The sequence below is a fragment of the Yersinia fenwicki genome (assembly GCF_043099325.1).
In the GTDB taxonomy this organism is placed as follows: domain Bacteria; phylum Pseudomonadota; class Gammaproteobacteria; order Enterobacterales; family Enterobacteriaceae; genus Yersinia.
Genome location: NZ_CP170755.1, coordinates 1,829,609 through 1,850,583, shown reverse-complemented (window position 1 = coordinate 1,850,583; position 20,975 = coordinate 1,829,609). Strand labels below are relative to the sequence as shown.

The window sequence follows — 20,975 nt, the reverse complement described above, 5'->3', positions numbered from 1 at the left end:
CAATTACAACGAAGATAAGGTGGAATAAGTGCCAGTGGTCAGCGCTGTTTCCCAGTGAAGCAGGAACTCAGTGAGTAATAACTCACGATTAACACCTACCACCGATAACAATTGATGACGGCAATGGCCAAGTGCCTGAACTGAATGTAGCAATATCGGTGTTGTCGCCATTCCAGCCAATTGCTGAACCAGAGGCAGTTGGTCCTGGTTAACGGCAAATTGACCCGCGCCTTGCTGCCATTTCAAAGCATCCAACACCAATGAAGAGATCCACTGTAAGCGTTCTGGGGCATCATCATGGTTAACTTGCGGTAATAACGACAGTAAATCCGAGCTGTGCAGTGCGCTATGCAATGCATGGCACAAAGTGGTTCTGGTGGCCCAGCGATCCGGTTGCAGCAAACGCTCAGCCGCTAACGGCGCGCCTTCACTCAATTTAAGTGCCGCTAGCATCGAGATAGGTTCTGCTGGAGTCTGCCGCTGAAGCCATTGTAGGCTAAGCGCGGTATCAGGGCAGGCCAGATGCCAGTAAAAGCAGCGGCTACGCAGTGTCGCGAGCAAGCTGGCGGGTTGATGGCAATCGAGCAGAAAATAGGTTTTCTCTGGTGGCTCTTCCAAGGTTTTTAATAACGCATTCGCCGCCGCATCTGTAAGCAACTCCGCGTGGGGAAGCCACACGACTTTTGCCCCGCCTTGCTGAGCATGGGAATAGAGTTTTTCAATCTGTTGACGTACCAGCTCAACGCCGAGACTGCTTTTACCTTTCTCCGGCGTCAACACATACCAGTCCGGATGATTGCCCGCCAACATCAAGCGGCAACTGTGACATTCACCACAGCTTTTCTCGCCTTGTCGTTGCTGGCACATCAACCAACGGCTAATACCGTAAATCAGTGCTTCTTCGCCATTTCCGGGCAAAGAGTGCAGCAGTAATGCATGATGGCCTCGCCCGGCAGTCTGCTGCCCTACCCACTGACGGTAAGGCGCAGTGAGCCACGGGTACCATTTCATTACGCTGTTTCTCGGCTGGTCAGCCATTGCTTCAGTACCCGGCTAATAGATTCACTGACTTGCTCAAGCGGTTGAGAAGCATCAATAGTTTTGATACTCGAATCGGTTGCAGCCAATTCGAGATAACGCTCTCGGGTGCGCTCAAAGAAAGCCAGTGACTCTTGTTCAATCCGATCTAACTCACCGCGGGCGCGAGCGCGAGCCAGCCCAATCACTGGCGGTAAATCGAGATACAGAGTCAGGTCGGGGCGGAACTCACCCAATACCGTGTCACGCAATGATGTCATCAGATTAATATCAATCCCGCGTCCGCCGCCCTGATAGGCTTGCGATGACAAATCATGACGATCACCCACCACCCAACTGCCGCGTGCCAGTGCCGGTTTAATCACATTTTCAACCAATTGCACGCGCGCAGCATACAACATCAACACTTCGGCTTTGTCCGTCAAGACTTCACCATCAATACCTTGCTTAATCAAATCACGCAGCTTTTCTGCCAGCGGAGTTCCCCCTGGCTCGCGAGTGAAAACAATATCGTTAATCCCCTGGGCGCGTAGTGTGGCAACCACAGTGTCTCTGGCGGTGGTTTTCCCTGCCCCTTCAAGCCCTTCAATAACGATAAATTTACTGTTCATTTTTATCCTTTAGCGATTGGCGATAGACCCGCACCGCTTGGTTATGACTGGCTAAATTGGTGGTAAAGGTATGACCGCCCTTGCCGTCGGCTACAAAGTAGAGGTAAGGCGTTTTAGCGGGATGAGCGGCAGCCGTAAGTGATGCTAGCCCCGGCATTGCAATCGGCGTCGGGGGTAAACCCGATATTACATAGGTATTATAAGGCGTTGGCGTATCTAAGTCTTTACGACTAATCGTGCCATTATAGCTATCCCCCATCCCGTAAATAACAGTCGGGTCCGTTTGCAGTCGCATACCAATACGTAAACGGTTGATAAACACCGACGCCACTTTGGTTCGCTCTTCATTGACCGCCGTTTCTTTTTCGATGATTGACGCCATAGTCACCAAGTCGCCTGGGGTTTGGTAAGGCAACGATTTATCACGGCCCTGCCAGATTTCATCGACTGTTTTTTCCATCTTCACATGGGCACGTTTGAGTAATGCCAAGTCAGTGGCTCCGGCAGTATATGAATAGGTATCTGGATAAAGCCACCCTTCGGGATGTTCGCTGTCCTTTAATCCCAATAATACCGCGATTTCGGCATCACTCTTCCCATCCAATACATGCTTTATATATTTTGATTGTTGTAATTCATCCATCCAATCACGCAGCCGCTTTCCTTCAATAAAGCGCACAGTAAATTGGGCTTCTTTACCGCTGGCGAGCAGTTCCAACATGCTGCGCACTGTCATCCCAGGAGTAAAGCGATAGGTACCTGCCTTGAATTTGGCTAACTCGGGTTCAAGCCGCAGCAGCCAGGGGAACCAGCGAGTATTTTTAATCAGGCCGTCGCGTTGCAGCAAATTCTCCAGTGCCACTCGCCCCGTCCCAGCAGGAAGTTTAAAGATGGTCTCTTGCTGGATAGCCAACGGCCTATCAGCAAAGTGTTGTACTCTCTGGTAACCCAACAGCAGCAATCCCAAACAGATAGCGACAAACAGGATTAATGCTTTGGTGCTTTTTATTTTCATCGGGCGGCCATCTTCATATTAAAGGTAGTCATAGGGGCAAAAATCAACATCCTCATGCAGCCTATACTTCGCAGCAATGAAGATTTAAGAAATCAAATAACTGGCGCGAGTGGTAAACCCACGGTTCAGCGCGATTTACCGGTTCAATCCTATTTACCGAGAGTAGTGGCATCAGCGCGTTACAAACGATAACTTCATCGGCATCGGCCAACACATCAACTGGTTGTGCCACAATTGTCACCTGCCGACCATGCGTAGACAGGCAGCTAATAATTCGTTGACGCATAATGCCATCTACACCTGATTGGCACAGGTCTGGGGTAAATATTTCATCCCCCTTGCGCCAGAATAAATTGGCCGCACAGCATTCCACCAGCATGCCTTCTGTGTCAAGCACCAGTGCCTCATCTGCTGCTGTCTGGTCAAGATGCGCGCGAATCAATACCTGCTCCAGGCGGTTCAAGTGCTTAACACCCGCCAGCAAGGGGCTGCGTGCTAGCGATATCGGGCTGAGTGCTAAAGAAATTCCCCGTTCACGCCAACTATGATAATGAACCGGGTAATCACTGAGAGAAATAATCCGTGTCGGATGCTGACAGGCCGTGCCACTGTAACCTCGTCCGCCGCTTCCCCGACTGATAATCACTTTCAGGACCCCGTCTTCAGTGTGGCTTGCGGCTTCAATCATTTCCTTGGTCAATGCATTCCAATTCACCGCGGGCATTAATAGCCGCGCAGACGCCAACTGTAAACGTAGTATATGTTTATCCAGCCACACAACGCGGCCGAGAGAGACTCTGGCGGTAGTAAAACAGCCATCGCCAAACTGCACAGAGCGGTCTGAAGCTGAAATCAAATTTTGTTCAACACCATTAATCCAGAACATTCAGATTCTCTTTAAATGGAAGGGGGTATTTACTCTATATTCAATTGGGAAAGAGGGATTGCCCATAAATATAAATTATACCTGCTGACAGTATCAGATTTAAACCAATGGCTGTTTTCGGATTTGTCTCTTAATGGGACAATTATTATTGAGGGATGTTATGAATAATGCAGGACAACGCTAATAAAAGACCCGGAAAACCGGGTCTTTTAAGCAGTTGAAGCGTAACGATCAACGTTATACCTTGCGGAAAACCAAGGAACCGTTAGTGCCACCAAAGCCGAAGGAATTACACAGGGTGTACTCCAAATCGTTTACCTGACGAGCTTCGTGCGGAACAAAGTCCAAATCACAACCTTCATCTGGGTTATCCAGGTTGATGGTTGCCGGAATGGCCTGATCACGCAGTGCTAAGACAGTAAAGATAGACTCAACTGCACCTGCTGCACCTAACAAGTGCCCAGTCATGGATTTGGTGGAACTGACCATCACTTTGGTGTCTCCACCAAATACAGACTTAACTGCCTGCGTTTCGGCTTTATCGCCAGCAGGCGTTGACGTGCCGTGGGCATTGATATAGCCGATCTGAGACGTGTTCACACCCGCATCACGTAATGCATTTACCATTGCCAGAGCTGCTCCAGAACCGTTTTCCGGTGGAGAGGTCATGTGGTAAGCATCGCTGCTCATCCCAAAACCAACAACTTCTGCATAGATTTTTGCACCACGTTTTTTCGCGTGTTCGTACTCTTCCAGCACCATCATGCCTGCGCCGTCACCCAGAACGAAACCATCACGGTCTTTATCCCATGGGCGACTTGCGGCTTGCGGATTATCATTACGAGTCGACAAAGCACGAGCTGCACCAAAACCACCGACGCCCAATGGCGTACTGGCTTTTTCTGCACCACCTGCGAGCATCACATCCGCATCATTGTAAGCAATGATACGCGCCGCGTGGCCGATGTTATGCACACCAGAAGTACACGCCGTTGCGATAGAAATGCTTGGCCCACGCATCCCACACATAATGGTCAAGTGGCCGGCAATCATGTTAACAATGGTTGATGGCACGAAGAATGGGCTAATTTTGCGTGGCCCACCGTTAACCAGCGCGGTGTGGTTTTCTTCAATCAGACCCAGCCCACCAATACCAGAACCTATAGCGGCACCGATACGGCTAGCATTGGCTTCGGTGACTTCAAGCCCTGAGTCTTGCATGGCTTGCATGCCAGCAACAATGCCGTACTGTATGAATGCGTCCATCTTGCGTGCATCTTTACGCGAAATGAACTCTTCACAATTAAAATCTTTCACTAAGCCAGCAAATCGAGTTGCATAGGCACTAGTATCAAAATGGTCGATCAGGCTGATGCCACTCTGCCCGGCAAGAACAGCTTTCCATGTGGATTCGACTGTATTACCGACAGGAGACAACATGCCCAGTCCAGTCACAACAACTCGACGCTTAGACACGGTTGTCCTCCAAGGAGGGAAAATTACACTAGGACAAAAAAAACTTAGGCGGTCGAGTGACCGCCTAAGTATCTAAACTTAAAGCATGTACGCTTACTGCTGGTTAGCGTTGATAAAATCAATAGCTGCCTGAACAGTAGTGATTTTTTCTGCTTCTTCGTCTGGAATCTCAGTATCAAATTCTTCTTCCAGAGCCATTACCAGCTCAACGGTGTCCAGAGAATCCGCGCCAAGATCTTCAACGAAAGAAGCACTGTTCTTCACTTCGTCTTCTTTAACACCCAGTTGTTCAACGATGATTTTCTTAACGCGTTCTTCGATAGTGCTCATACTCTTAAATTTCCTATCAAAACTCGCTTTCGCGATGGTTTTCGTAGTGTATAAAATGTTGAAAAAGATGCAACTAAATCTAGGCTGGTCAAACCACGATTTTACGCTATTTTGCGGTTTTTACCTCAAATAACGCAAATACTTTCGTGATTTTTAAATCATATACATGCCGCCATTGACATGTAACGTTTCACCAGAGATGTAGCTGGCCTCGTCAGAGGCTAAAAATGCAACAGCGCTGGCGATTTCTTTTGCTTGCCCAAGCCGGTTAGCTGGTACTTGGGCCAAAATGCCTGCGCGTTGATCATCTGTCAACGCCGTCGTCATGTCTGTCTCAATAAAGCCAGGTGCCACAACGTTGACAGTAATGCCACGTGAAGCAACCTCACGCGCCAAAGACTTGCTAAAACCGATCAGACCCGCTTTAGCTGCCGCGTAGTTAACCTGCCCTGCATTGCCCATTGTCCCAACTACAGAACCGATGGTGATGATACGCCCAAACCGCTTTTTCATCATAGCGCGCATTACCGCTTTTGACACACGGAATACAGAAGTCAGATTGGTGTCAATAACCTCTTGCCACTCTTCGTCCTTCATACGCATCAGCAGGTTATCACGCGTAATACCTGCATTATTCACTAAAATGTCGACTTCTCCAAATTCCGCACGAATCGTTGCCAAAACAGATTCGATTGACACGGGATCTACGACATTCAGCATTAAACCTTTACCCTGGTCACCCAAGTAGGCACTGATAGCTTCAGCGCCCTTTTCACTGGTCGCCGTACCAATAACACGGGCACCGCGCTCAGCCAATAATTCTGCAATCGCACGGCCGATACCGCGACTCGCGCCAGTTACCAGCGCAATTTTTCCTTCGAAGCTCATGTTACCCTCTTTCTTAGTTTTCAAGCGCGCTGGTCAGCGTAGCAACATCGTTTACCGGTGCTGCGGCCAGAGTATCCACGATACGCTTGGTCAAACCAGTCAAGACCTTACCCGGCCCAACTTCTAACAGCAGCTCAACACCTTCTGCTGCGATAAATTCAACACTCTCAGTCCAACGTACTGGATTATATAACTGGCGTACCAATGCGCTACGGATAGCCTCTGGTGACACTTCAGTTTTCACATCTACGTTGTTGACGACAGGGAATAGCGGAGCCTGGAATGCGATCTCTTCCAGTGCAACAGCTAACTTATCTGCCGCAGGCTTCATCAGAGCACAATGAGATGGCACACTAACAGGCAATGGTAGGGCACGTTTAGCACCCAACGCTTTACAAGCTGCACCAGCGCGTTCTACTGCCTCTTTATTGCCAGCAATAACTACCTGACCCGGTGAGTTAAAGTTAACTGGCGAGACAACCTGATCAAGTGCTGACTCTTCACAGGCTTGGGCGATAGATTCATTGTCCAAACCAATAATAGCGTACATGGCGCCGGTACCCTCAGGTACCGCTTCTTGCATCAGCTTGCCGCGTAATTCAACCAGACGAACCGCCTGTTTGAAATCGAGCACGCCAGCACATACCAGAGCGGAGTATTCACCCAAGCTATGGCCAGCCATCATCGAAGGCAGTTTACCGCCTTGATGTTGCCAAACACGCCAGATAGCAACAGATGCCGTCAGTAAAGCTGGCTGCGTCTGCCATGTTTTATTCAGTTCTTCAGCCGGACCTTGTTGCACTAGCTGCCACAGATCATAACCCAGTACCGATGAGGCTTCACTGAAGGTCTCTTCAACTATCGGAAATTGTGCGGCCAAATCGGCCAGCATGCCAAGGGATTGAGATCCCTGGCCTGGAAATACCATTGCAAATTTCGACATTTTGCTTTCCTGTTAAACCAAAAAAGGTTCTGTTAAATCAGAAGCGAACCAGCGCTGAGCCCCAGGTAAAGCCGCCGCCAAACGCTTCCAGCAGCACTAACTGCCCACGTTGAATTCGCCCATCACGGACTGCTTCGTCAAATGCCGCAGGTACGGATGCCGCAGAGGTGTTGCCATGACGATCGAGCGTGATCACCACTTTTTCCATCCCCATGCCTAATTTTTTAGCCGTTGCGCTAATTATCCGCAGATTAGCCTGATGCGGCACCAACCAATCCAGCGCAGAGCGATCCAGATTGTTGGCCTGCAAAGTCTCATCCACAATGCGAGCAAGTTCGGTTACTGCAACTTTAAAGACTTCATTGCCCGCCATAGTGACATAGGCAGGTTGTTCTTGGTGTTGGCGATCCTGATATGGCAGTGCCAGCAATTCACCGTACTTACCATCCGCATGCAAATGAGTAGAGAGAATGCCCGGCTGCTCCGACGCACCTAATACCACTGCGCCAGCACCATCGCCAAACAGAATAATCGTGCCACGGTCTTCCGGGTTCAGTGCACGCGAAAGCATGTCTGAACCAATGACGATGGCATGTTTGACAGCACCACTTTTCACGTACTGATCAGCAACACTGAGTGCATAGGTAAAACCGGCACAAGCTGCAGCCAAATCGAAAGAGGCCGCATCTTTGATGCCCAGCATTTGCTGCACCTGACAGGCCGAGCTTGGGAAAGCATGGCTTGAAGAGGTGGTAGCTACGATAATCAGCCCGATATCATTTTTATCAATACCGGCCATCTCCAGCGCTTTTTCAGCTGCCTGGAAACCCATGCTTGCAACTGTTTCATCCAGCCCGGCAATACGCCGCTCACGGATACCTGTCCGAGTGACAATCCACTCGTCCGACGTATCCACCATTTTTTCTAAATCAGCATTACTGCGCACTTGTACGGGCAGATAACTCCCCGTACCGAGAATCTTAGTATACATGTACGATCAGTCACTCTTGGGTAAAAACGCTTCAAGGCGCGCGGCAATCCGTTGTGGGACTTGCCGCTGCACCGCCTGCACAGCCTGCTCGATGGCAACAGCGAATGCGCGTTGATTCGCAGCGCCGTGGCTCTTGATTACGATGCCCCGTAATCCTAACAGACATGCGCCATTATACTGGTCGGGGTTCAAATGACCGAACCGCTTAGCCACACGTTTTTGCAGCCAACGGCCAATAAGTTTAAGCCACCATGACTGTTTTTTGCCTTCGCCCGATGATTTGAGCAGTGACAAGAACATTCTTATCACACCTTCCATGGTCTTTAGAGTGACGTTACCCACGAAGCCGTCACAAACCATCACATCAGTCTTGCCTGTCAGCAGATCATTGCCTTCCAGATAACCAATATAGTTGATAGTCGGTGTATTTTTTAATACTGCGGCGGCTTCGCGGATATTATCCAACCCCTTGGTTTCCTCTTCGCCAATATTGAGCAAAGCAACACGCGGGTTTGTTATACCAACAACTTCTTCTGCCATCACCGAACCCATGACAGCAAATTGCACCAACATCGTACTATCGCATTCGACGTTAGCCCCTAAATCCAGTACCACAGTTTTGCTGCGCTGCTGATTTGGGATGACCGTCATCAATGCCGGGCGCTCTATTCCATCCAGTGGCTTAATCATCATCTTCGCCAACCCCATCAATGCCCCAGTATTGCCTGCACTCACACAGGCTGCTGCGTCACCGTTTTTGACAAGCTCTAATGCAATACGCATAGAGGTACCACGGCTGGCACGAATCGCTTGTGAGGGTTTAGCATCGCTGGCAATAACATGCTCAGCGGGGATGACCTGTAACCTTTCCAGCAACAAAGGATCGGCATTAACAAGTAACGAATTGATGGTGTCGGGGTTCCCGACCAGCAGGAGTTTTAGTTTTGGATTAGAGGCCAGTGCCTGCAATGAAGCAGGCACTGTGACGTGGGGACCGAAATCCCCACCCATTGCATCTAACGCTAGGGTTAGACAAGTCAAGGTATCGCCTTGCTAAAGAAGATTAGCAAGTACTACTCAGCCGATAACCTTGCGGCCGCGGTAGAAACCGTCGGCTGTGATGTGGTGACGCAGGTGAGTTTCACCGGAAGTTTTGTCCACAGACAGAGTGGAAGTGGTCAGCGCATCGTGTGAACGGCGCATGCCACGTTTGGAACGAGTGGGTTTGTTCTGTTGTACGGCCATTGACCTTACTCCTTAATTACTTTCTTTAAACTGGCTAATACGGCAAATGGATTAGGTTTCTCCGCCTCTTCAGGCAGTTTGCCAAATACCATGTCCGCCTCGGACACTTCACAGTGTTCAGAATCATGTACCGGAACGACAGGCAGTGAAAGAATAATTTCGTCTTCAATCATAGCCAGCAGATCAACTTCGCCAAATTCATCGACTTCGATCGGCTCGTACGCTTCCGGTAATGCTTCAGCCTGCTCATCATTGACGATCGGGCTAAAACAATACGTTGTATGAACATGGTGTGCAAACGTGTTACCACAGCGCTGACACATCAATGTTACATCGACGTCCGCATGACCTGTAATAACCGCCAGACGCTGATTATCGATATTAAACGATAATGAGGCCACGACATCGCTGTCCACACTTACCACTGAGTCGGCTACTCGTGTAACCTGCTCAGGCGAATAGATACCTGCGTAATCTAAACGTTTCTGAGCGGTACGAACCGCATCAATGGTCAGGGGTAATTTTACCTTTTGCATAGGGCGCGCATATTAACTTTGTAACGACATAGAGTCAAAGAAAAAGGCCGTTTTACTGCACCTTTCACCAATATTCGCTTCCGAAGCGGCAGACAGTTTAAAATGCCTGATTAAATTACGCCACGATTTATGGAAAATATTATGCCGCAATTAGTGCTAGCCTCAACATCATCATATCGCCGCGCATTGCTGGAAAAATTGCAATTACCCTTTATCACTGCTGCGCCGCAAACTGATGAAAGCCCATTACAAAGCGAGAGCGCAAGCGCGCTGGTACAACGGCTGGCACGAGCAAAGGCCCAGGCGCTGGCCTCTGATTACCCACAACACTTGATAATCGGTTCTGATCAAGTGTGTGTTATCAACGGCGTAATCGTCGGCAAACCCCATAATCATGCCAATGCGGTTAAGCAGTTAGAACAAGCCAGCGGGCAATGTGTCACTTTTTATACCGGGTTGGCGCTGCTCAATACAGCAACTGGTAGCCACAATTGCCTCTGCGAAACATTTGATGTTTATTTTCGCAGATTAAATAGCGCAGAAATTGAGGGTTATTTAGTGCGGGAACAACCGTGGAATTGTGCTGGCAGTTTTAAAAGTGAAGGGTTAGGCATCACTTTATTTGACAAGTTATCGGGCCGTGATCCAAATACGCTCATCGGCCTGCCGTTAATCGCCCTCACCCAAATGTTAATTGAGCAAGGGGTCAATCCCTTACTTTAAAATAAAGATATCTTTAAAGCGGCTATCCGCATTTTAAATCGCGGCTTTCTTGCGTAATACCGCCAGGCAATGGCGCAATTGATTATCCAAAGGGGCTTCAATGCGCATTGTTTCACCGGTATTAGGATGTTCAAAACGTAGAGCGGCGGCATGCAGGAATAAGCGATGTAAGCCTGTCCCCTGCAATTGGCTATCAAATTCACGGTCACCATAACGATCATCAAACGCGATCGGGTGTCCGGCATGCAGTGCGTGCACGCGAATCTGGTGCGTACGGCCCGTTATCGGGCTGGCTTTAACCAATGTTGCATGTTCAAAACGCTCTTCTATTTTAAAACGCGTTTCAGATGGCTTGCCTTCACTACTGACTTTCACCATGCGCTCGCCACTTTGCATAATATTTTTCAGCAAAGGCGCCTGAACAGCTTTGCAATGGGATTGCCATTGCCCGCGCACCAAAGCCAAATAATCTTTTTGCATCCCTTTCAAACGCAGTTGCTCATGTAAAGAGCGTAAAGCCGAGCGTTTTTTGGCTACCAACAAAACACCGGAGGTATCACGGTCAAGGCGGTGAACCAATTCCAGGAAACGAGCTTCAGGGCGAAGTGCGCGTAATGCTTCAATTACACCGAAACTTAAACCGCTACCGCCGTGGACAGCCGTACCGGAAGGTTTGTTTAACACTAAGAGATAATCGTCTTCAAATAGAATGCAATCAGCCAGTGCAGCCACTTTATCAAGTTTAGCTGATACCTGAATCTCTTCGCGCTCGGCGACACGTACCGGTGGTACGCGTACCACATCACCGTCAGCCAGTTTATATTCTGGCTTAATTCGCCCTTTATTAACACGAACCTCACCTTTGCGGACGATGCGATAGATCATACTCTTTGGCACACCTTTCAATTTAGTGAGCAAAAAGTTATCGATCCGCTGACCCGCTTCGTCGGCAGAAATGGTGATTAATTGTACTGCTGGATTATTCGTTTTCATGGGGCGCGATTCTAATTACACCGAGGAATTAGCGCCACCCCTTTTTCTGTGCTTAACTGTCAATCTGACTATTTAAAGATAACGTTTGCGCGCATTTATTGTTTAATAAGACAACGATAGCCGCCAACACTGTGAATACAGTAAAAGAATCTTTACGTAGACAGGTAAAGTCATCTTGCTATATCAGTGTCAGCAATGGAATAATGTGGTTAATTCTGCGTTGATTCTCGTTAGACCAAGAGACTTGTGGAATAATAAACTTTGCCTGATCACACAAAAACGCAGCAATGGCGTAAGACGTAATGTGAAATCAAGCAATTAGCGGGCTGCGGGTTGCAGCTTGGTCGGCAAGTGGGTAAGGCTCTGTTGTCTTATATTCAGAAGCTACCCTTTATATAAAAAGCGCTGTTTTTCAGAAAGAAACGCAGGCTTACCGAAATAATGCGCCCCTATGCAGGCGACAACCGTGAGGTTGACGGCTTTGCTAGAAGACTCGGGGTCATCGGTTTACCCGACCATAGAGGTTATTTTGCCCGCAGTTCTAACGCCAATGTAAAAATAACGAGTAAGTTAAAGATGAAAAGAATGTTGATTAACGCAACTCAGCAAGAAGAGTTGCGTGTTGCCCTTGTAGATGGACAGCGGCTGTATGATTTGGATATTGAAAGCCCAGGTCATGAACAGAAAAAGGCGAATATTTACAAAGGCAAAATCACCCGAATCGAACCCAGTCTGGAAGCCGCTTTTGTTGATTACGGCGCTGAACGACATGGTTTCCTCCCGTTAAAAGAAATTTCTCGCGAATATTTCCCTAGTAATTATTCCTCTCATGGCCGCCCAAACATCAAAGATGTGCTGCGCGAAGGCCAGGAAGTTATTGTTCAGGTTGATAAAGAAGAACGCGGTAATAAAGGTGCCGCACTCACGACTTTCATCAGCCTGGCAGGTAGTTATTTAGTTCTGATGCCTAATAATCCACGTGCTGGTGGTATTTCTCGCCGTATCGAAGGTGATGACCGCACTGAGCTGAAAGAAGCCTTATCCTCACTGCAATTGCCTGATGGCATGGGCCTGATTGTTCGTACAGCCGGTGTTGGTAAATCTGCTGATGCGCTGCAATGGGACTTATCATTCCGTCTGAAGCACTGGGATGCGATTAAAAAAGCCGCTGAAGGCCGGCCTGCGCCGTTCCTGATCCATCAGGAAAGTAACGTAATTGTTCGTGCTTTCCGTGATTATCTGCGCCCGGACATCGGCGAAATCTTGATCGATAACCCTAAGGTTCTCGAACTGGCTAAAGAGCATATCGCAGCGCTTGGTCGCCCGGATTTCACCAGCAAAATCAAATTGTATAGCGGTGAAATCCCATTATTCAGTCACTACCAGATTGAGTCACAGATTGAATCTGCGTTCCAACGCGAAGTGCGTCTGCCTTCCGGTGGTTCTATCGTTATTGATACTACCGAAGCCCTAACAGCGATTGATATCAACTCCGCACGTGCTACCCGCGGTGGCGATATAGAAGAAACAGCATTCAATACCAACCTTGAAGCCGCAGATGAAATCGCTCGTCAGTTGCGCCTACGTGACTTAGGTGGCCTGATTGTTATCGATTTTATCGATATGACACCGGTACGCCATCAACGTGAAGTAGAAAACCGCTTACGTGATGCCGTTCGTCAAGACCGTGCGCGTATCCAGATTGGTCGCATCTCGCGCTTCGGTTTACTGGAAATGTCCCGCCAGCGCCTCAGCCCATCGCTGGGTGAGTCAAGCCACCATGTGTGCCCACGCTGCAGCGGTACCGGTACCGTTCGTGATAACGAATCTCTGTCACTCTCTATTTTGCGTTTGATTGAAGAAGAAGCGCTGAAAGAGAATACCCATGAAGTTCACGCCATTGTGCCGGTACAAATTGCGTCGTATCTGTTGAATGAAAAGCGTGAATCAGTTAATGCCATCGAAAAACGCCAGGGTGGTGTGCGAGCAGTGATCGTACCAAACGATCAGATGCAAACGCCGCATTACTCTGTACTTCGTGTGCGCAAAGGCGAAGAAGTCCCTTCTCTCAGCTATCTGCTGCCACAGCTGCATGAAGCTGAAATGGCGCAACCATTGGAAGAAGCGACCATCGAGCGTAAACGCCCAGAGCAACCTGCGCTGGCGACGTTCTCTCTGCCAACAGAAGTGCCACCCGAGTCAGCCCCTGCTGCTGCAAATGTTAAACCAACAGCCGCAGCACAGGTCGCAACAGCGGCGGTGGCAGAACAACCTGGTATCCTTAGCCGCTTACTCAGTGGGCTGAAAGGTCTTTTCAGTGGTTCGACAGAAACTGAAGTGAAGCCAGTTGAAGGAGAGAAAACTGAAACCAACGAAAACCGTCGTAATGATCGCCGTAATCCTCGCCGCCAGAATAATGGCCGCAAAGACCGTGGTGACCGCACGCCGCGTGAAGGCCGTGATAACAGTAGTCGCGACAACAATGCTCGTGATAACGGCAACCGTGACAATGCTAACCGCGATAATAGCAATCGCGAGGGCCGTGACGATCAGCGCCGCAATAATAGACGCCCGGCGCAACAAGCAACGGCACCACAGGCACAAACTGAAGTTGTTGAAGCAGATAAAGCACAGCGTGAAGAGCAGCCAGCGCGTCGCGGTGAGCGCCAACGTCGTCGTCCACAAGATGATAAACGCCAGGGTTCACAAGACGTTAAAGCTAAAGTTGATGCGGATATCGTCACAGCTGTAGTCGAAGAAGCACAACCTGAGCAAGAAGAACGTCAACAGGTGATGCAGCGCCGTCAACGTCGCCAATTGAATCAGAAGGTCCGTATTCAATCTGCGAATGATGAGCTGAATGTTCTGGAAACAGCTGTTAGTGAGCCAGTTTCACACATTGCTGCGCCAGCAGTGCAGGAAGAAGTGAAATTGCTGCCGCAAGCAACCTCTCAGGCCGATGATGAGGCAACAAACGATCGTAATGGCAACAATGAAAATGGCATGCCACGTCGCTCTCGCCGCTCACCTCGCCACCTGCGTGTCAGTGGTCAACGCCGTCGCCGCTATCGTGATGAGCGCTACCCAACCCAGTCCGCTATGCCGCTGGCGGGTGCTTTCGCCTCACCAGAAATGGCGTCTGGCAAAGTGTGGGTGCGTTATCCAGTAGCTCAGCCGTTTGAACCCGCCTTTGTGGAAAACCCGGTTGAAGAGCAACAACCCGTCGAATACGTGCAGGAAGTTACTGCTGTAGTAGAACAAGTTGCTGTTGTTACTGCACCCGTTGTCGCTGCTGCACCTGTTGTTGCCGCCGTAGCTGAAACTGTCGTGCAGACTCCAGTTTCACAACATAAACCAGGTGGTTCTTCGTCATCCGCTGCCGCCGTACCGGGCCGCGCTCCAGTTGTTGTAGACACCACGAAGGTAGAAACCACGACAGTAGAAACTGCAGTGGTAGAAGCGGTAGCTGTAGCACCCATCGCTGAAACCCTTGCTGTTGAAGAACCTACCCAGGTAACTGAAATTGCAACAGAAGCAGAAACTATCACTGCAGTAGAGCCAGTGATTGAAGACGTTGTGGCAACAGAAACTGTGGTTGAAGCGACAATCGAACCCGTCGCCGCCGTGGAAGAAACCGTGACACAAGAGCCTGTTGTTGAAGATGCTGCAGTTGAAGATGCTACAATTGAAGACGTTATAGTTGAAGACACAACAGTCACTGAAGAAACTGTAGTTGAAAAAGCTACAGTTGAAGAAACAGTGGTTGAAGCACCGATCGTGGCGGAAACAGTGGTTGAAGATTCTGTGGCAGAAGAAGCTACTGTGATTGAATCACCAACCGACACAGCTCCTGTCGCCGTTGCACCGCAGCAGCCAGTTGTTGCTCATCCTAAAGGTGTATTATTCAAGCACTATGCTTCAGCGCCAATGACTAAAGCCCCTGCGCCTGATTACGAACCAGTATCGCCAAACCAAGGCCATTGGGATCGCCCAGCCTTTGATTTTGCAGGTAAAGGTTCTGCGGGTGGTCATGCGGCAGCAACTCAAGCTACCGCTCCGGCGACAAAACCACAATCGGTTGAGTAATAACAATACTGTTCGGCCCTAATCGTGCAAAACCCGCCATTTGGCGGGTTTTTTTATTGTGCGAATATTATCATGCGATTTGTTTCACTTTCTTTATTTCAAGGCTTTCCAACTTGCCTTCTACAGCTTTGACAAACGCGTTGAAGTGCTCAGTTTTATTATGTTTTTCTAATGCATCCTCAGATGCCCAGCGTTCAAAAAATACAAAAGAGCCTTTTTGGTCGCTTTCAGCATGGAGATCATATTGCAGATTGCCCTTCTCTTCACGACTCGGTTCGATAACCTGATGAACGGCGGCTGTAACCTCAGCAATGAACTCAGGTTTCGCGACTAAACTGGCAATAACACGAACTTCCATAGTTATTCTCCCATCTGTACATTTAATTAGCGTATTTGACGATAAATTAATCGTTCACCCACTTGGGTAATTTTTTCGAAACCTCTCTATAAGAGCCCCTTTTTGCATTGTTTTCAACTTAGCCGTAACAATCAGATGCATCTGGAGCACTTTCCGCTTATCCTTAGACCCCGCCGGAAACAGTACAAAACCTCGATATCTCATCATGACTGCGGAGTCCGTTGAATGACTGCACAACCCCAAACTCTGAAAATTCGCCGCCCCGATGACTGGCATATTCATTTACGTGATGACGAAATGCTCAGTACCGTGCTGCCCTATACTTCCGAGGTATTTGCTCGGGCTATTGTCATGCCAAACCTGACACCCCCGATAACCACAGTTGCCAGTGCCATTGCCTATCGGGAACGTATTTTGGCGGCAATTCCAGAGGGCCATAAATTCACACCGCTAATGACGTGCTACCTGACCAATACACTGGACGTCAATGAGCTGACTCTCGGTTTTGAACAAGGCGTATTTACCGCCGCCAAACTATACCCGGCCAATGCCACCACCAACTCAACCCATGGTGTTTCTGATATTCCAGCAATTTATCCGCTGTTTGAACAGATGCAAAAGATAGGTATGCCGTTGCTGATCCACGGGGAAGTCACTGACGCGGCTGTGGACATTTTTGATCGCGAAGCGCACTTTATTGACAAAATCCTGGAACCAATACGACGTCAATTCCCGGAGCTGAAAATTGTCTTTGAGCATATCACCACCAAAGATGCAGCCGATTATGTGCTGGCAGGCAATCGTTTCCTTGGTGCGACCATCACTCCTCAGCATTTGATGTTCAATCGTAATCACATGTTAGTTGGTGGAATCCGCCCTCACCTATTCTGTTTGCCGATTTTAAAACGCAGCACTCATCAAGAAGCCCTGCGTCAAGCGGTTGCCAGTGGCTCTGAGCGCTTCTTCCTTGGAACGGACTCAGCACCGCATGCCAGACATCGTAAAGAGTCATCATGTGGCTGTGCAGGTGTGTTTAATGCCCCGTCGGCACTTCCAGCATATGCCTCTATTTTTGAAGAGATGAACGCACTGCAACATTTGGAAGCATTCTGCTCTTTGAACGGCCCACGTTTCTATGGTCTGCCCGCTAACGAGGATTTTGTTGAATTAGTTCGGGTTCCTTTCCAACAACCAGAAGAAATCTCACTCGGAAACGAATCTATTATTCCTTTCCTTGCCGGCCAGACCATCAATTGGTCAGTTAAAGCTTGATAGCTATGGCGGTAGAGCGCGTTTTTCTCTACTGCCAAAAATTTTTCTATCCGCCAGTTGCAGCATGAATATTAATACTGTATAAATAACCAGTATTAATATTCGGAGGGCTAAATATGCGTGTTGAAGTCAGTATTGATAAAAAAAATCAGTTACCCGCAGGTGCTATTGAAGCACTCACCAATGAATTGAGTAAACGACTGAATACTAAATTCCCGGATACCACTACCGCAGTACAAGTGCGTTATGCCGGGGCCAATAATCTTTCTGTTTTAGGCGGCGCCAAAACCGATAAAGATCTCATCTCTGAAATATTACAAGAAATATGGGAAAGCGCGGACGACTGGTTCGATGCGCAGTAACCCACTGCAATAAGCTGTTTGTAACGGCAATATGTTGTATGTCAATGCTGTTTTGCCGGGGAATCGCTCCTCGGCCTTTTTCATTTTAATCTTCGCTTAATTAATCATCAGAAAATAAATAATTTGTAAAGATCTGTGGATAATCTCCACATTCATCAGCGCTTGCGTATACTAAAAAAGTTCACTTAGTATTGAGTCGCATTGATCCTCATTAGTCACTCCAGTTAGTAACTACTATATAAGGGGTCTTTATGGACAGAAATGATGAAGTTATCCAGACTCACCCGCTCGTAGGTTGGGACATCAGCACAGTAGATGCATATAACGCGATGATGATACGTCTTCATTACCTGTCTTCCATGGATCAACCGCCTGAAGATGCGCTGGTTGATAGAACGCTCTGGCTGACGACTGATGTTGCACGCCAATTAATAAATATCTTAGAAGCAGGTATTGCTAAAATTGAGTCATCAGAATACCAAGATCTCGACCGCCGCAAGCATTAATTATTACCCACAATTAATTTATCAACGCTCATAAAAAGGCATCAGTGAATATCACTTGATGCCTTTTTATTAACCGCTTCCATCATAATATCGCTAACATCTCTTTTGCTCTCCCTGACCCCGTGCTATTACTATCGTTTTAATTTTTATCGCGACTGCTGCCTTTCATTTAAATCGTTCTGTTTATTACCAGCACAAAACTGCGTTACAAATCAAACAGTGTTAAATAAGGCTAGCGATGATATTCACCAAGGTGAAAAATATGGATTATGATTTGATTGTCATTGGTAGTGGCTCCGTCGGTTCCGCCGCGGGTTACTACGCCTCACAAGCCGGTTTAAAAGTGCTGATGATTGACAGTGCAATGCCCCCTCACCAAGCGGGTAGCCACCACAGCGATACTAGAATCATTCGCCATGCATATGGTGAAGGCGAGAAATATGTTCCATTAGTATTACGCGCACAAGCGCTGTGGGATCAACTCTCCGCTCAGACCGGTGAGAAATTATTTCAGGCCAGTGGTGTACTCAATTTGGGGCCTGATGATTCGATTTTCCTGAAAAATACACAACTCAGCGCGCAACAATATCATTTACCTGTCGACATTTTAAATGCTGAGCAGGTGCGTGAGAGATGGCCGGTATTTACTGTTCCTGATAATTATATTGGTGTGTTCGAACCACAATCGGGTTATCTGCGCTCAGAACTGGCGATAAAAACACTGATCAAAGCCGTCACTGAGGCTGGGTGTGGCATTTTATTTAACTGCCCGGTTACCGCGATTGAACCCTTAGATAATGGAGTGGATGTTGTGACCATTGATGGTACCTATAGCGCCAGGAAAGTGGTGGTCACCGCAGGAACCTGGGTGAAAGAGTTACTACCGCAATTGCCCATAACAGCCATTCGCAAAGTTTTCTCCTGGCACCATGCCGATGGTCGCTACAGTGAAGGGAATCATTTCCCGGCATTTACAGTAGAAACTCCAGACAATATCCATTACTACGGTTTTCCCTCACAAAATGATGAACTGAAACTGGGTAAGCATAATGGGGGTCAACCGATAGAATCAGCTGCACAGCGTAAGCCGTTTGGTGCTTATGCTGAAGATGGTACCGAAGTATTTGGCTTTTTACGTCATTTCTTACCAGGCGTAGGTGTTTGCCTACATGGCGCAGCATGCAGTTATGATATGAGTCCCGATGAAGATTTCATCATCGACGCCTTGCCGGATAACCCCCATATTATGGTGGTGACTGGCTTAAGCGGTCATGGATTTAAGTTTGCCACCGCACTGGGTGAAGTCGCCGCGCTCTTTGCGCAAGATAAAACGTCACCTATTGATATTTCTGCCTTTTCACTGGCGCGATTCACTCATTCTTAGGCCACGAATGATAACCCGCTGAGTAAATTGTTGCCAATATCCATTTGTATTCAAGATGAGTTATTGGCAATTAATTTAAATTGCATATATTTAAATTTCAGTATAAAACACTCTTAACTTTATAGTTAGCTGGAGATTTATTCGTTAAATCCGTCAAGAAACCTCGCAAATCCCGAATTGACGCATGAGTCGTCAGAGGATTACCTTATCCTTGTATGCAGTCAGGTATGGTTGCTATTAGACAAGGATGTATGTCACATGAAAATATTAATTATTGACGAATGTTTTTATACCCGTTCAGGGGTAAACACTTATTTAAATAACTCAACATCACTTAATTTAAGAGATGTACCTACGGTTGAACAAGCAACATCAACTATCCATGATTTTAAGCCTGAGATAATAATTGTTAATCTTACCCAATACTGTCGTTTTGGCGGTCATTGTCCGTTATTAGAACATTTTATACGTTGTTGTGATCAGGCAAAAGTATATATTTATCTGGATGCAGCCTATCCATTTAGTGAAACCCCCATCCCTCTGACTGGCTCTGTTTCTATTCTGGCTAAAAAGCATTTACCTGAACTGCTTCAAAGTTTATCCCGTGTTTCACACGATGTAGGTAAGTCACATCTGTTATGCCCCGCATCACTGTTCAGCCCACAAGAACATAAAGTCATGTGCTACTGGATGACAGAAATGCCCAACTACCGTATCGCTAAAAAATTGAACATCAGCGATAGCACAGTTTACTCACATAAACGTCATATTACTGAGAAAATAAAAGTCAGAAATCGCTTGGAGTTATGTTTTATTTACAACGTATTTAAATATCTATACTAGAAATTAGTCTGTATTTAGGAATAATATCGCCAAGTCCTACTCAAGACTGAGCCACGCCATATTTATATAATTTTAAATCATGAGTAATGTAGCCGGAACAATATAACGCGAAATAGCTTGCTGTTAGCAAGTATCGGTTACATTCTACTTTAGTTGCTTTATATAACCCACGGCCCTACTTTCATCTTTTACGCACATATCTGTAGATAAATAATTTGTTTTTATTATTCCTAAACACACTAATCTAACTTACAGATTATTGTTTATCCCATTAAAAACACCTATAATGTGCGATGATTTTAGCCGTAGGCAGTCAGCATGTTAAATAAATTGCTTTCAATGGTTATCAATAATGTTCGGGAGCATCTCATACTCTATATCTGTTTGTGGCTCACATTATTGGCACTGGATATTTATTTCTTTTTCTATTAGTTTACTGCCCGAACTATTCCCCTGCCATTGAGTGGGGCCAGCAGGTATAGAGTTTAC

The 20,975-nt window shown here is 47.5% G+C and carries 22 protein-coding genes; 8 read left to right on the top strand and 14 right to left on the bottom strand.

Annotated elements, in window-relative coordinates; all coding sequences use genetic code 11:
- Window positions 1-3: 3 nt before the first annotated feature.
- From holB to yceD, 12 genes are all read right to left on the bottom strand, one after another.
- On the bottom strand, window positions 4-1,011 hold the full coding sequence (holB, locus tag ACF3VQ_RS08310; RefSeq protein ID WP_392434651.1) for a DNA polymerase III subunit delta': 1,008 nt from the start codon (window positions 1,009-1,011) through the stop codon (window positions 4-6).
- On the bottom strand, window positions 1,011-1,649 hold the full coding sequence (gene tmk, locus ACF3VQ_RS08305) for a dTMP kinase (protein WP_050078795.1): 639 nt from the start codon (window positions 1,647-1,649) through the stop codon (window positions 1,011-1,013). Before tmk ends, holB begins: the two co-directional genes overlap by 1 nt.
- On the bottom strand, window positions 1,639-2,664 hold the full coding sequence (gene mltG / locus ACF3VQ_RS08300) for an endolytic transglycosylase MltG (RefSeq protein ID WP_392434649.1): 1,026 nt from the start codon (window positions 2,662-2,664) through the stop codon (window positions 1,639-1,641). The genes tmk and mltG overlap by 11 nt, the downstream gene beginning before the upstream one ends.
- Window positions 2,665-2,725: 61 nt before the next feature.
- Window positions 2,726-3,550, bottom strand: coding sequence for an aminodeoxychorismate lyase (gene pabC / locus ACF3VQ_RS08295; protein WP_392434647.1), 825 nt, complete (start codon window positions 3,548-3,550; stop codon window positions 2,726-2,728).
- A gap of 237 nt (window positions 3,551-3,787) precedes the next feature.
- A complete protein-coding gene (gene fabF, locus ACF3VQ_RS08290; protein WP_392434645.1) occupies window positions 3,788-5,026 on the bottom strand; it encodes a beta-ketoacyl-ACP synthase II in 1,239 nt (412 codons plus the stop codon).
- Between the two features lie 93 nt (window positions 5,027-5,119).
- The gene (gene acpP / locus ACF3VQ_RS08285) at window positions 5,120-5,356 is read right to left on the bottom strand and encodes an acyl carrier protein (protein WP_002220787.1); all 237 of its coding nucleotides are present in this window, start codon (window positions 5,354-5,356) and stop codon (window positions 5,120-5,122) included.
- A gap of 153 nt (window positions 5,357-5,509) precedes the next feature.
- Entirely contained in the window at window positions 5,510-6,244 is a 735-nt protein-coding gene (gene fabG / locus ACF3VQ_RS08280; RefSeq protein WP_392434643.1) for a 3-oxoacyl-ACP reductase FabG, read from the bottom strand.
- 13 nt (window positions 6,245-6,257) lie between these two features.
- Window positions 6,258-7,187 carry an ACP S-malonyltransferase gene (fabD, locus tag ACF3VQ_RS08275; protein ID WP_392434641.1) on the bottom strand — a complete coding sequence of 310 codons (930 nt, stop codon included), beginning with the start codon at window positions 7,185-7,187 and terminating at the stop codon, window positions 6,258-6,260.
- 37 nt (window positions 7,188-7,224) lie between these two features.
- A complete protein-coding gene (locus tag ACF3VQ_RS08270) occupies window positions 7,225-8,178 on the bottom strand; it encodes a beta-ketoacyl-ACP synthase III (protein WP_392434640.1) in 954 nt (317 codons plus the stop codon).
- A gap of 6 nt (window positions 8,179-8,184) precedes the next feature.
- Window positions 8,185-9,219: a phosphate acyltransferase PlsX gene (gene plsX, locus ACF3VQ_RS08265; protein WP_392434638.1), complete on the bottom strand. Its 1,035-nt coding sequence runs from the start codon at window positions 9,217-9,219 to the stop codon at window positions 8,185-8,187.
- Between the two features lie 36 nt (window positions 9,220-9,255).
- A complete protein-coding gene (rpmF, locus tag ACF3VQ_RS08260; protein WP_013576249.1) occupies window positions 9,256-9,423 on the bottom strand; it encodes a 50S ribosomal protein L32 in 168 nt (55 codons plus the stop codon).
- Between the two features lie 5 nt (window positions 9,424-9,428).
- Window positions 9,429-9,959: a 23S rRNA accumulation protein YceD gene (gene yceD / locus ACF3VQ_RS08255; protein WP_004709643.1), complete on the bottom strand. Its 531-nt coding sequence runs from the start codon at window positions 9,957-9,959 to the stop codon at window positions 9,429-9,431.
- A 141-nt stretch (window positions 9,960-10,100) separates the two neighbouring features.
- Between yceD and ACF3VQ_RS08250 the strand changes: the two genes are divergently transcribed.
- Window positions 10,101-10,682, top strand: coding sequence for a Maf family protein (locus tag ACF3VQ_RS08250; RefSeq protein ID WP_392434635.1), 582 nt, complete (start codon window positions 10,101-10,103; stop codon window positions 10,680-10,682).
- A 33-nt stretch (window positions 10,683-10,715) separates the two neighbouring features.
- Here ACF3VQ_RS08250 and rluC read toward each other — a convergent pair whose 3' ends face one another.
- Complete coding sequence (rluC, locus tag ACF3VQ_RS08245; protein ID WP_005157930.1) at window positions 10,716-11,675, bottom strand: 23S rRNA pseudouridine(955/2504/2580) synthase RluC; 960 nt, start codon at window positions 11,673-11,675, stop codon at window positions 10,716-10,718.
- 576 nt (window positions 11,676-12,251) lie between these two features.
- Here rluC and rne point away from each other — a divergent pair.
- Complete coding sequence (rne, locus tag ACF3VQ_RS08240) at window positions 12,252-15,761, top strand: ribonuclease E (RefSeq protein ID WP_392435492.1); 3,510 nt, start codon at window positions 12,252-12,254, stop codon at window positions 15,759-15,761.
- Between the two features lie 70 nt (window positions 15,762-15,831).
- Here rne and ACF3VQ_RS08235 read toward each other — a convergent pair whose 3' ends face one another.
- Window positions 15,832-16,119 (bottom strand): putative quinol monooxygenase, encoded by a 288-nt coding sequence (locus ACF3VQ_RS08235; protein WP_392434633.1) that lies wholly within the window; start codon window positions 16,117-16,119, stop codon window positions 15,832-15,834.
- A gap of 225 nt (window positions 16,120-16,344) precedes the next feature.
- On the opposite strand from ACF3VQ_RS08235, the gene pyrC reads away from it, so the two are divergent.
- From pyrC to ACF3VQ_RS08205, 6 genes are all read left to right on the top strand, one after another.
- Window positions 16,345-17,391 carry a dihydroorotase gene (pyrC, locus tag ACF3VQ_RS08230; protein WP_392434631.1) on the top strand — a complete coding sequence of 349 codons (1,047 nt, stop codon included), beginning with the start codon at window positions 16,345-16,347 and terminating at the stop codon, window positions 17,389-17,391.
- Between the two features lie 116 nt (window positions 17,392-17,507).
- Window positions 17,508-17,753, top strand: coding sequence for a DNA damage-inducible protein I (dinI, locus tag ACF3VQ_RS08225; protein WP_172654061.1), 246 nt, complete (start codon window positions 17,508-17,510; stop codon window positions 17,751-17,753).
- Between the two features lie 251 nt (window positions 17,754-18,004).
- Window positions 18,005-18,259 (top strand): biofilm formation regulator BssS, encoded by a 255-nt coding sequence (gene bssS / locus ACF3VQ_RS08220; RefSeq protein WP_392434629.1) that lies wholly within the window; start codon window positions 18,005-18,007, stop codon window positions 18,257-18,259.
- A 262-nt stretch (window positions 18,260-18,521) separates the two neighbouring features.
- The gene (gene solA, locus ACF3VQ_RS08215; RefSeq protein WP_392434627.1) at window positions 18,522-19,643 is read left to right on the top strand and encodes an N-methyl-L-tryptophan oxidase; all 1,122 of its coding nucleotides are present in this window, start codon (window positions 18,522-18,524) and stop codon (window positions 19,641-19,643) included.
- A 258-nt stretch (window positions 19,644-19,901) separates the two neighbouring features.
- Window positions 19,902-20,486 carry a response regulator transcription factor gene (locus ACF3VQ_RS08210; RefSeq protein ID WP_392434625.1) on the top strand — a complete coding sequence of 195 codons (585 nt, stop codon included), beginning with the start codon at window positions 19,902-19,904 and terminating at the stop codon, window positions 20,484-20,486.
- A gap of 318 nt (window positions 20,487-20,804) precedes the next feature.
- Window positions 20,805-20,918: a DUF2770 family protein gene (locus ACF3VQ_RS08205; RefSeq protein ID WP_174847128.1), complete on the top strand. Its 114-nt coding sequence runs from the start codon at window positions 20,805-20,807 to the stop codon at window positions 20,916-20,918.
- The last annotated feature ends 57 nt before the right edge of the window (window positions 20,919-20,975 follow it).

Bases quoted from the DNA above. Each gene is read 5' to 3' on its own strand.
- holB (WP_392434651.1), bottom strand. From the start codon at position 1,011: ATGAAATGGTACCCGTGGCTCACTGCGCCTTACCGTCAGTGGGTAGGG.
- tmk (WP_050078795.1), bottom strand. From the start codon at position 1,649: ATGAACAGTAAATTTATCGTTATTGAAGGGCTTGAAGGGGCAGGGAAA.
- mltG (WP_392434649.1), bottom strand. From the start codon at position 2,664: ATGAAAATAAAAAGCACCAAAGCATTAATCCTGTTTGTCGCTATCTGT.
- pabC (WP_392434647.1), bottom strand. From the start codon at position 3,550: ATGTTCTGGATTAATGGTGTTGAACAAAATTTGATTTCAGCTTCAGAC.
- acpP (WP_002220787.1), bottom strand. From the start codon at position 5,356: ATGAGCACTATCGAAGAACGCGTTAAGAAAATCATCGTTGAACAACTG.
- fabG (WP_392434643.1), bottom strand. From the start codon at position 6,244: ATGAGCTTCGAAGGAAAAATTGCGCTGGTAACTGGCGCGAGTCGCGGT.
- fabD (WP_392434641.1), bottom strand. From the start codon at position 7,187: ATGTCGAAATTTGCAATGGTATTTCCAGGCCAGGGATCTCAATCCCTT.
- ACF3VQ_RS08270 (WP_392434640.1), bottom strand. From the start codon at position 8,178: ATGTATACTAAGATTCTCGGTACGGGGAGTTATCTGCCCGTACAAGTG.
- rpmF (WP_013576249.1), bottom strand. From the start codon at position 9,423: ATGGCCGTACAACAGAACAAACCCACTCGTTCCAAACGTGGCATGCGC.
- yceD (WP_004709643.1), bottom strand. From the start codon at position 9,959: ATGCAAAAGGTAAAATTACCCCTGACCATTGATGCGGTTCGTACCGCT.
- ACF3VQ_RS08250 (WP_392434635.1), top strand. From the start codon at position 10,101: ATGCCGCAATTAGTGCTAGCCTCAACATCATCATATCGCCGCGCATTG.
- rluC (WP_005157930.1), bottom strand. From the start codon at position 11,675: ATGAAAACGAATAATCCAGCAGTACAATTAATCACCATTTCTGCCGAC.
- rne (WP_392435492.1), top strand. From the start codon at position 12,252: ATGAAAAGAATGTTGATTAACGCAACTCAGCAAGAAGAGTTGCGTGTT.
- ACF3VQ_RS08235 (WP_392434633.1), bottom strand. From the start codon at position 16,119: ATGGAAGTTCGTGTTATTGCCAGTTTAGTCGCGAAACCTGAGTTCATT.
- pyrC (WP_392434631.1), top strand. From the start codon at position 16,345: ATGACTGCACAACCCCAAACTCTGAAAATTCGCCGCCCCGATGACTGG.
- dinI (WP_172654061.1), top strand. From the start codon at position 17,508: ATGCGTGTTGAAGTCAGTATTGATAAAAAAAATCAGTTACCCGCAGGT.
- bssS (WP_392434629.1), top strand. From the start codon at position 18,005: ATGGACAGAAATGATGAAGTTATCCAGACTCACCCGCTCGTAGGTTGG.
- solA (WP_392434627.1), top strand. From the start codon at position 18,522: ATGGATTATGATTTGATTGTCATTGGTAGTGGCTCCGTCGGTTCCGCC.
- ACF3VQ_RS08210 (WP_392434625.1), top strand. From the start codon at position 19,902: ATGAAAATATTAATTATTGACGAATGTTTTTATACCCGTTCAGGGGTA.
- ACF3VQ_RS08205 (WP_174847128.1), top strand. From the start codon at position 20,805: ATGTTAAATAAATTGCTTTCAATGGTTATCAATAATGTTCGGGAGCAT.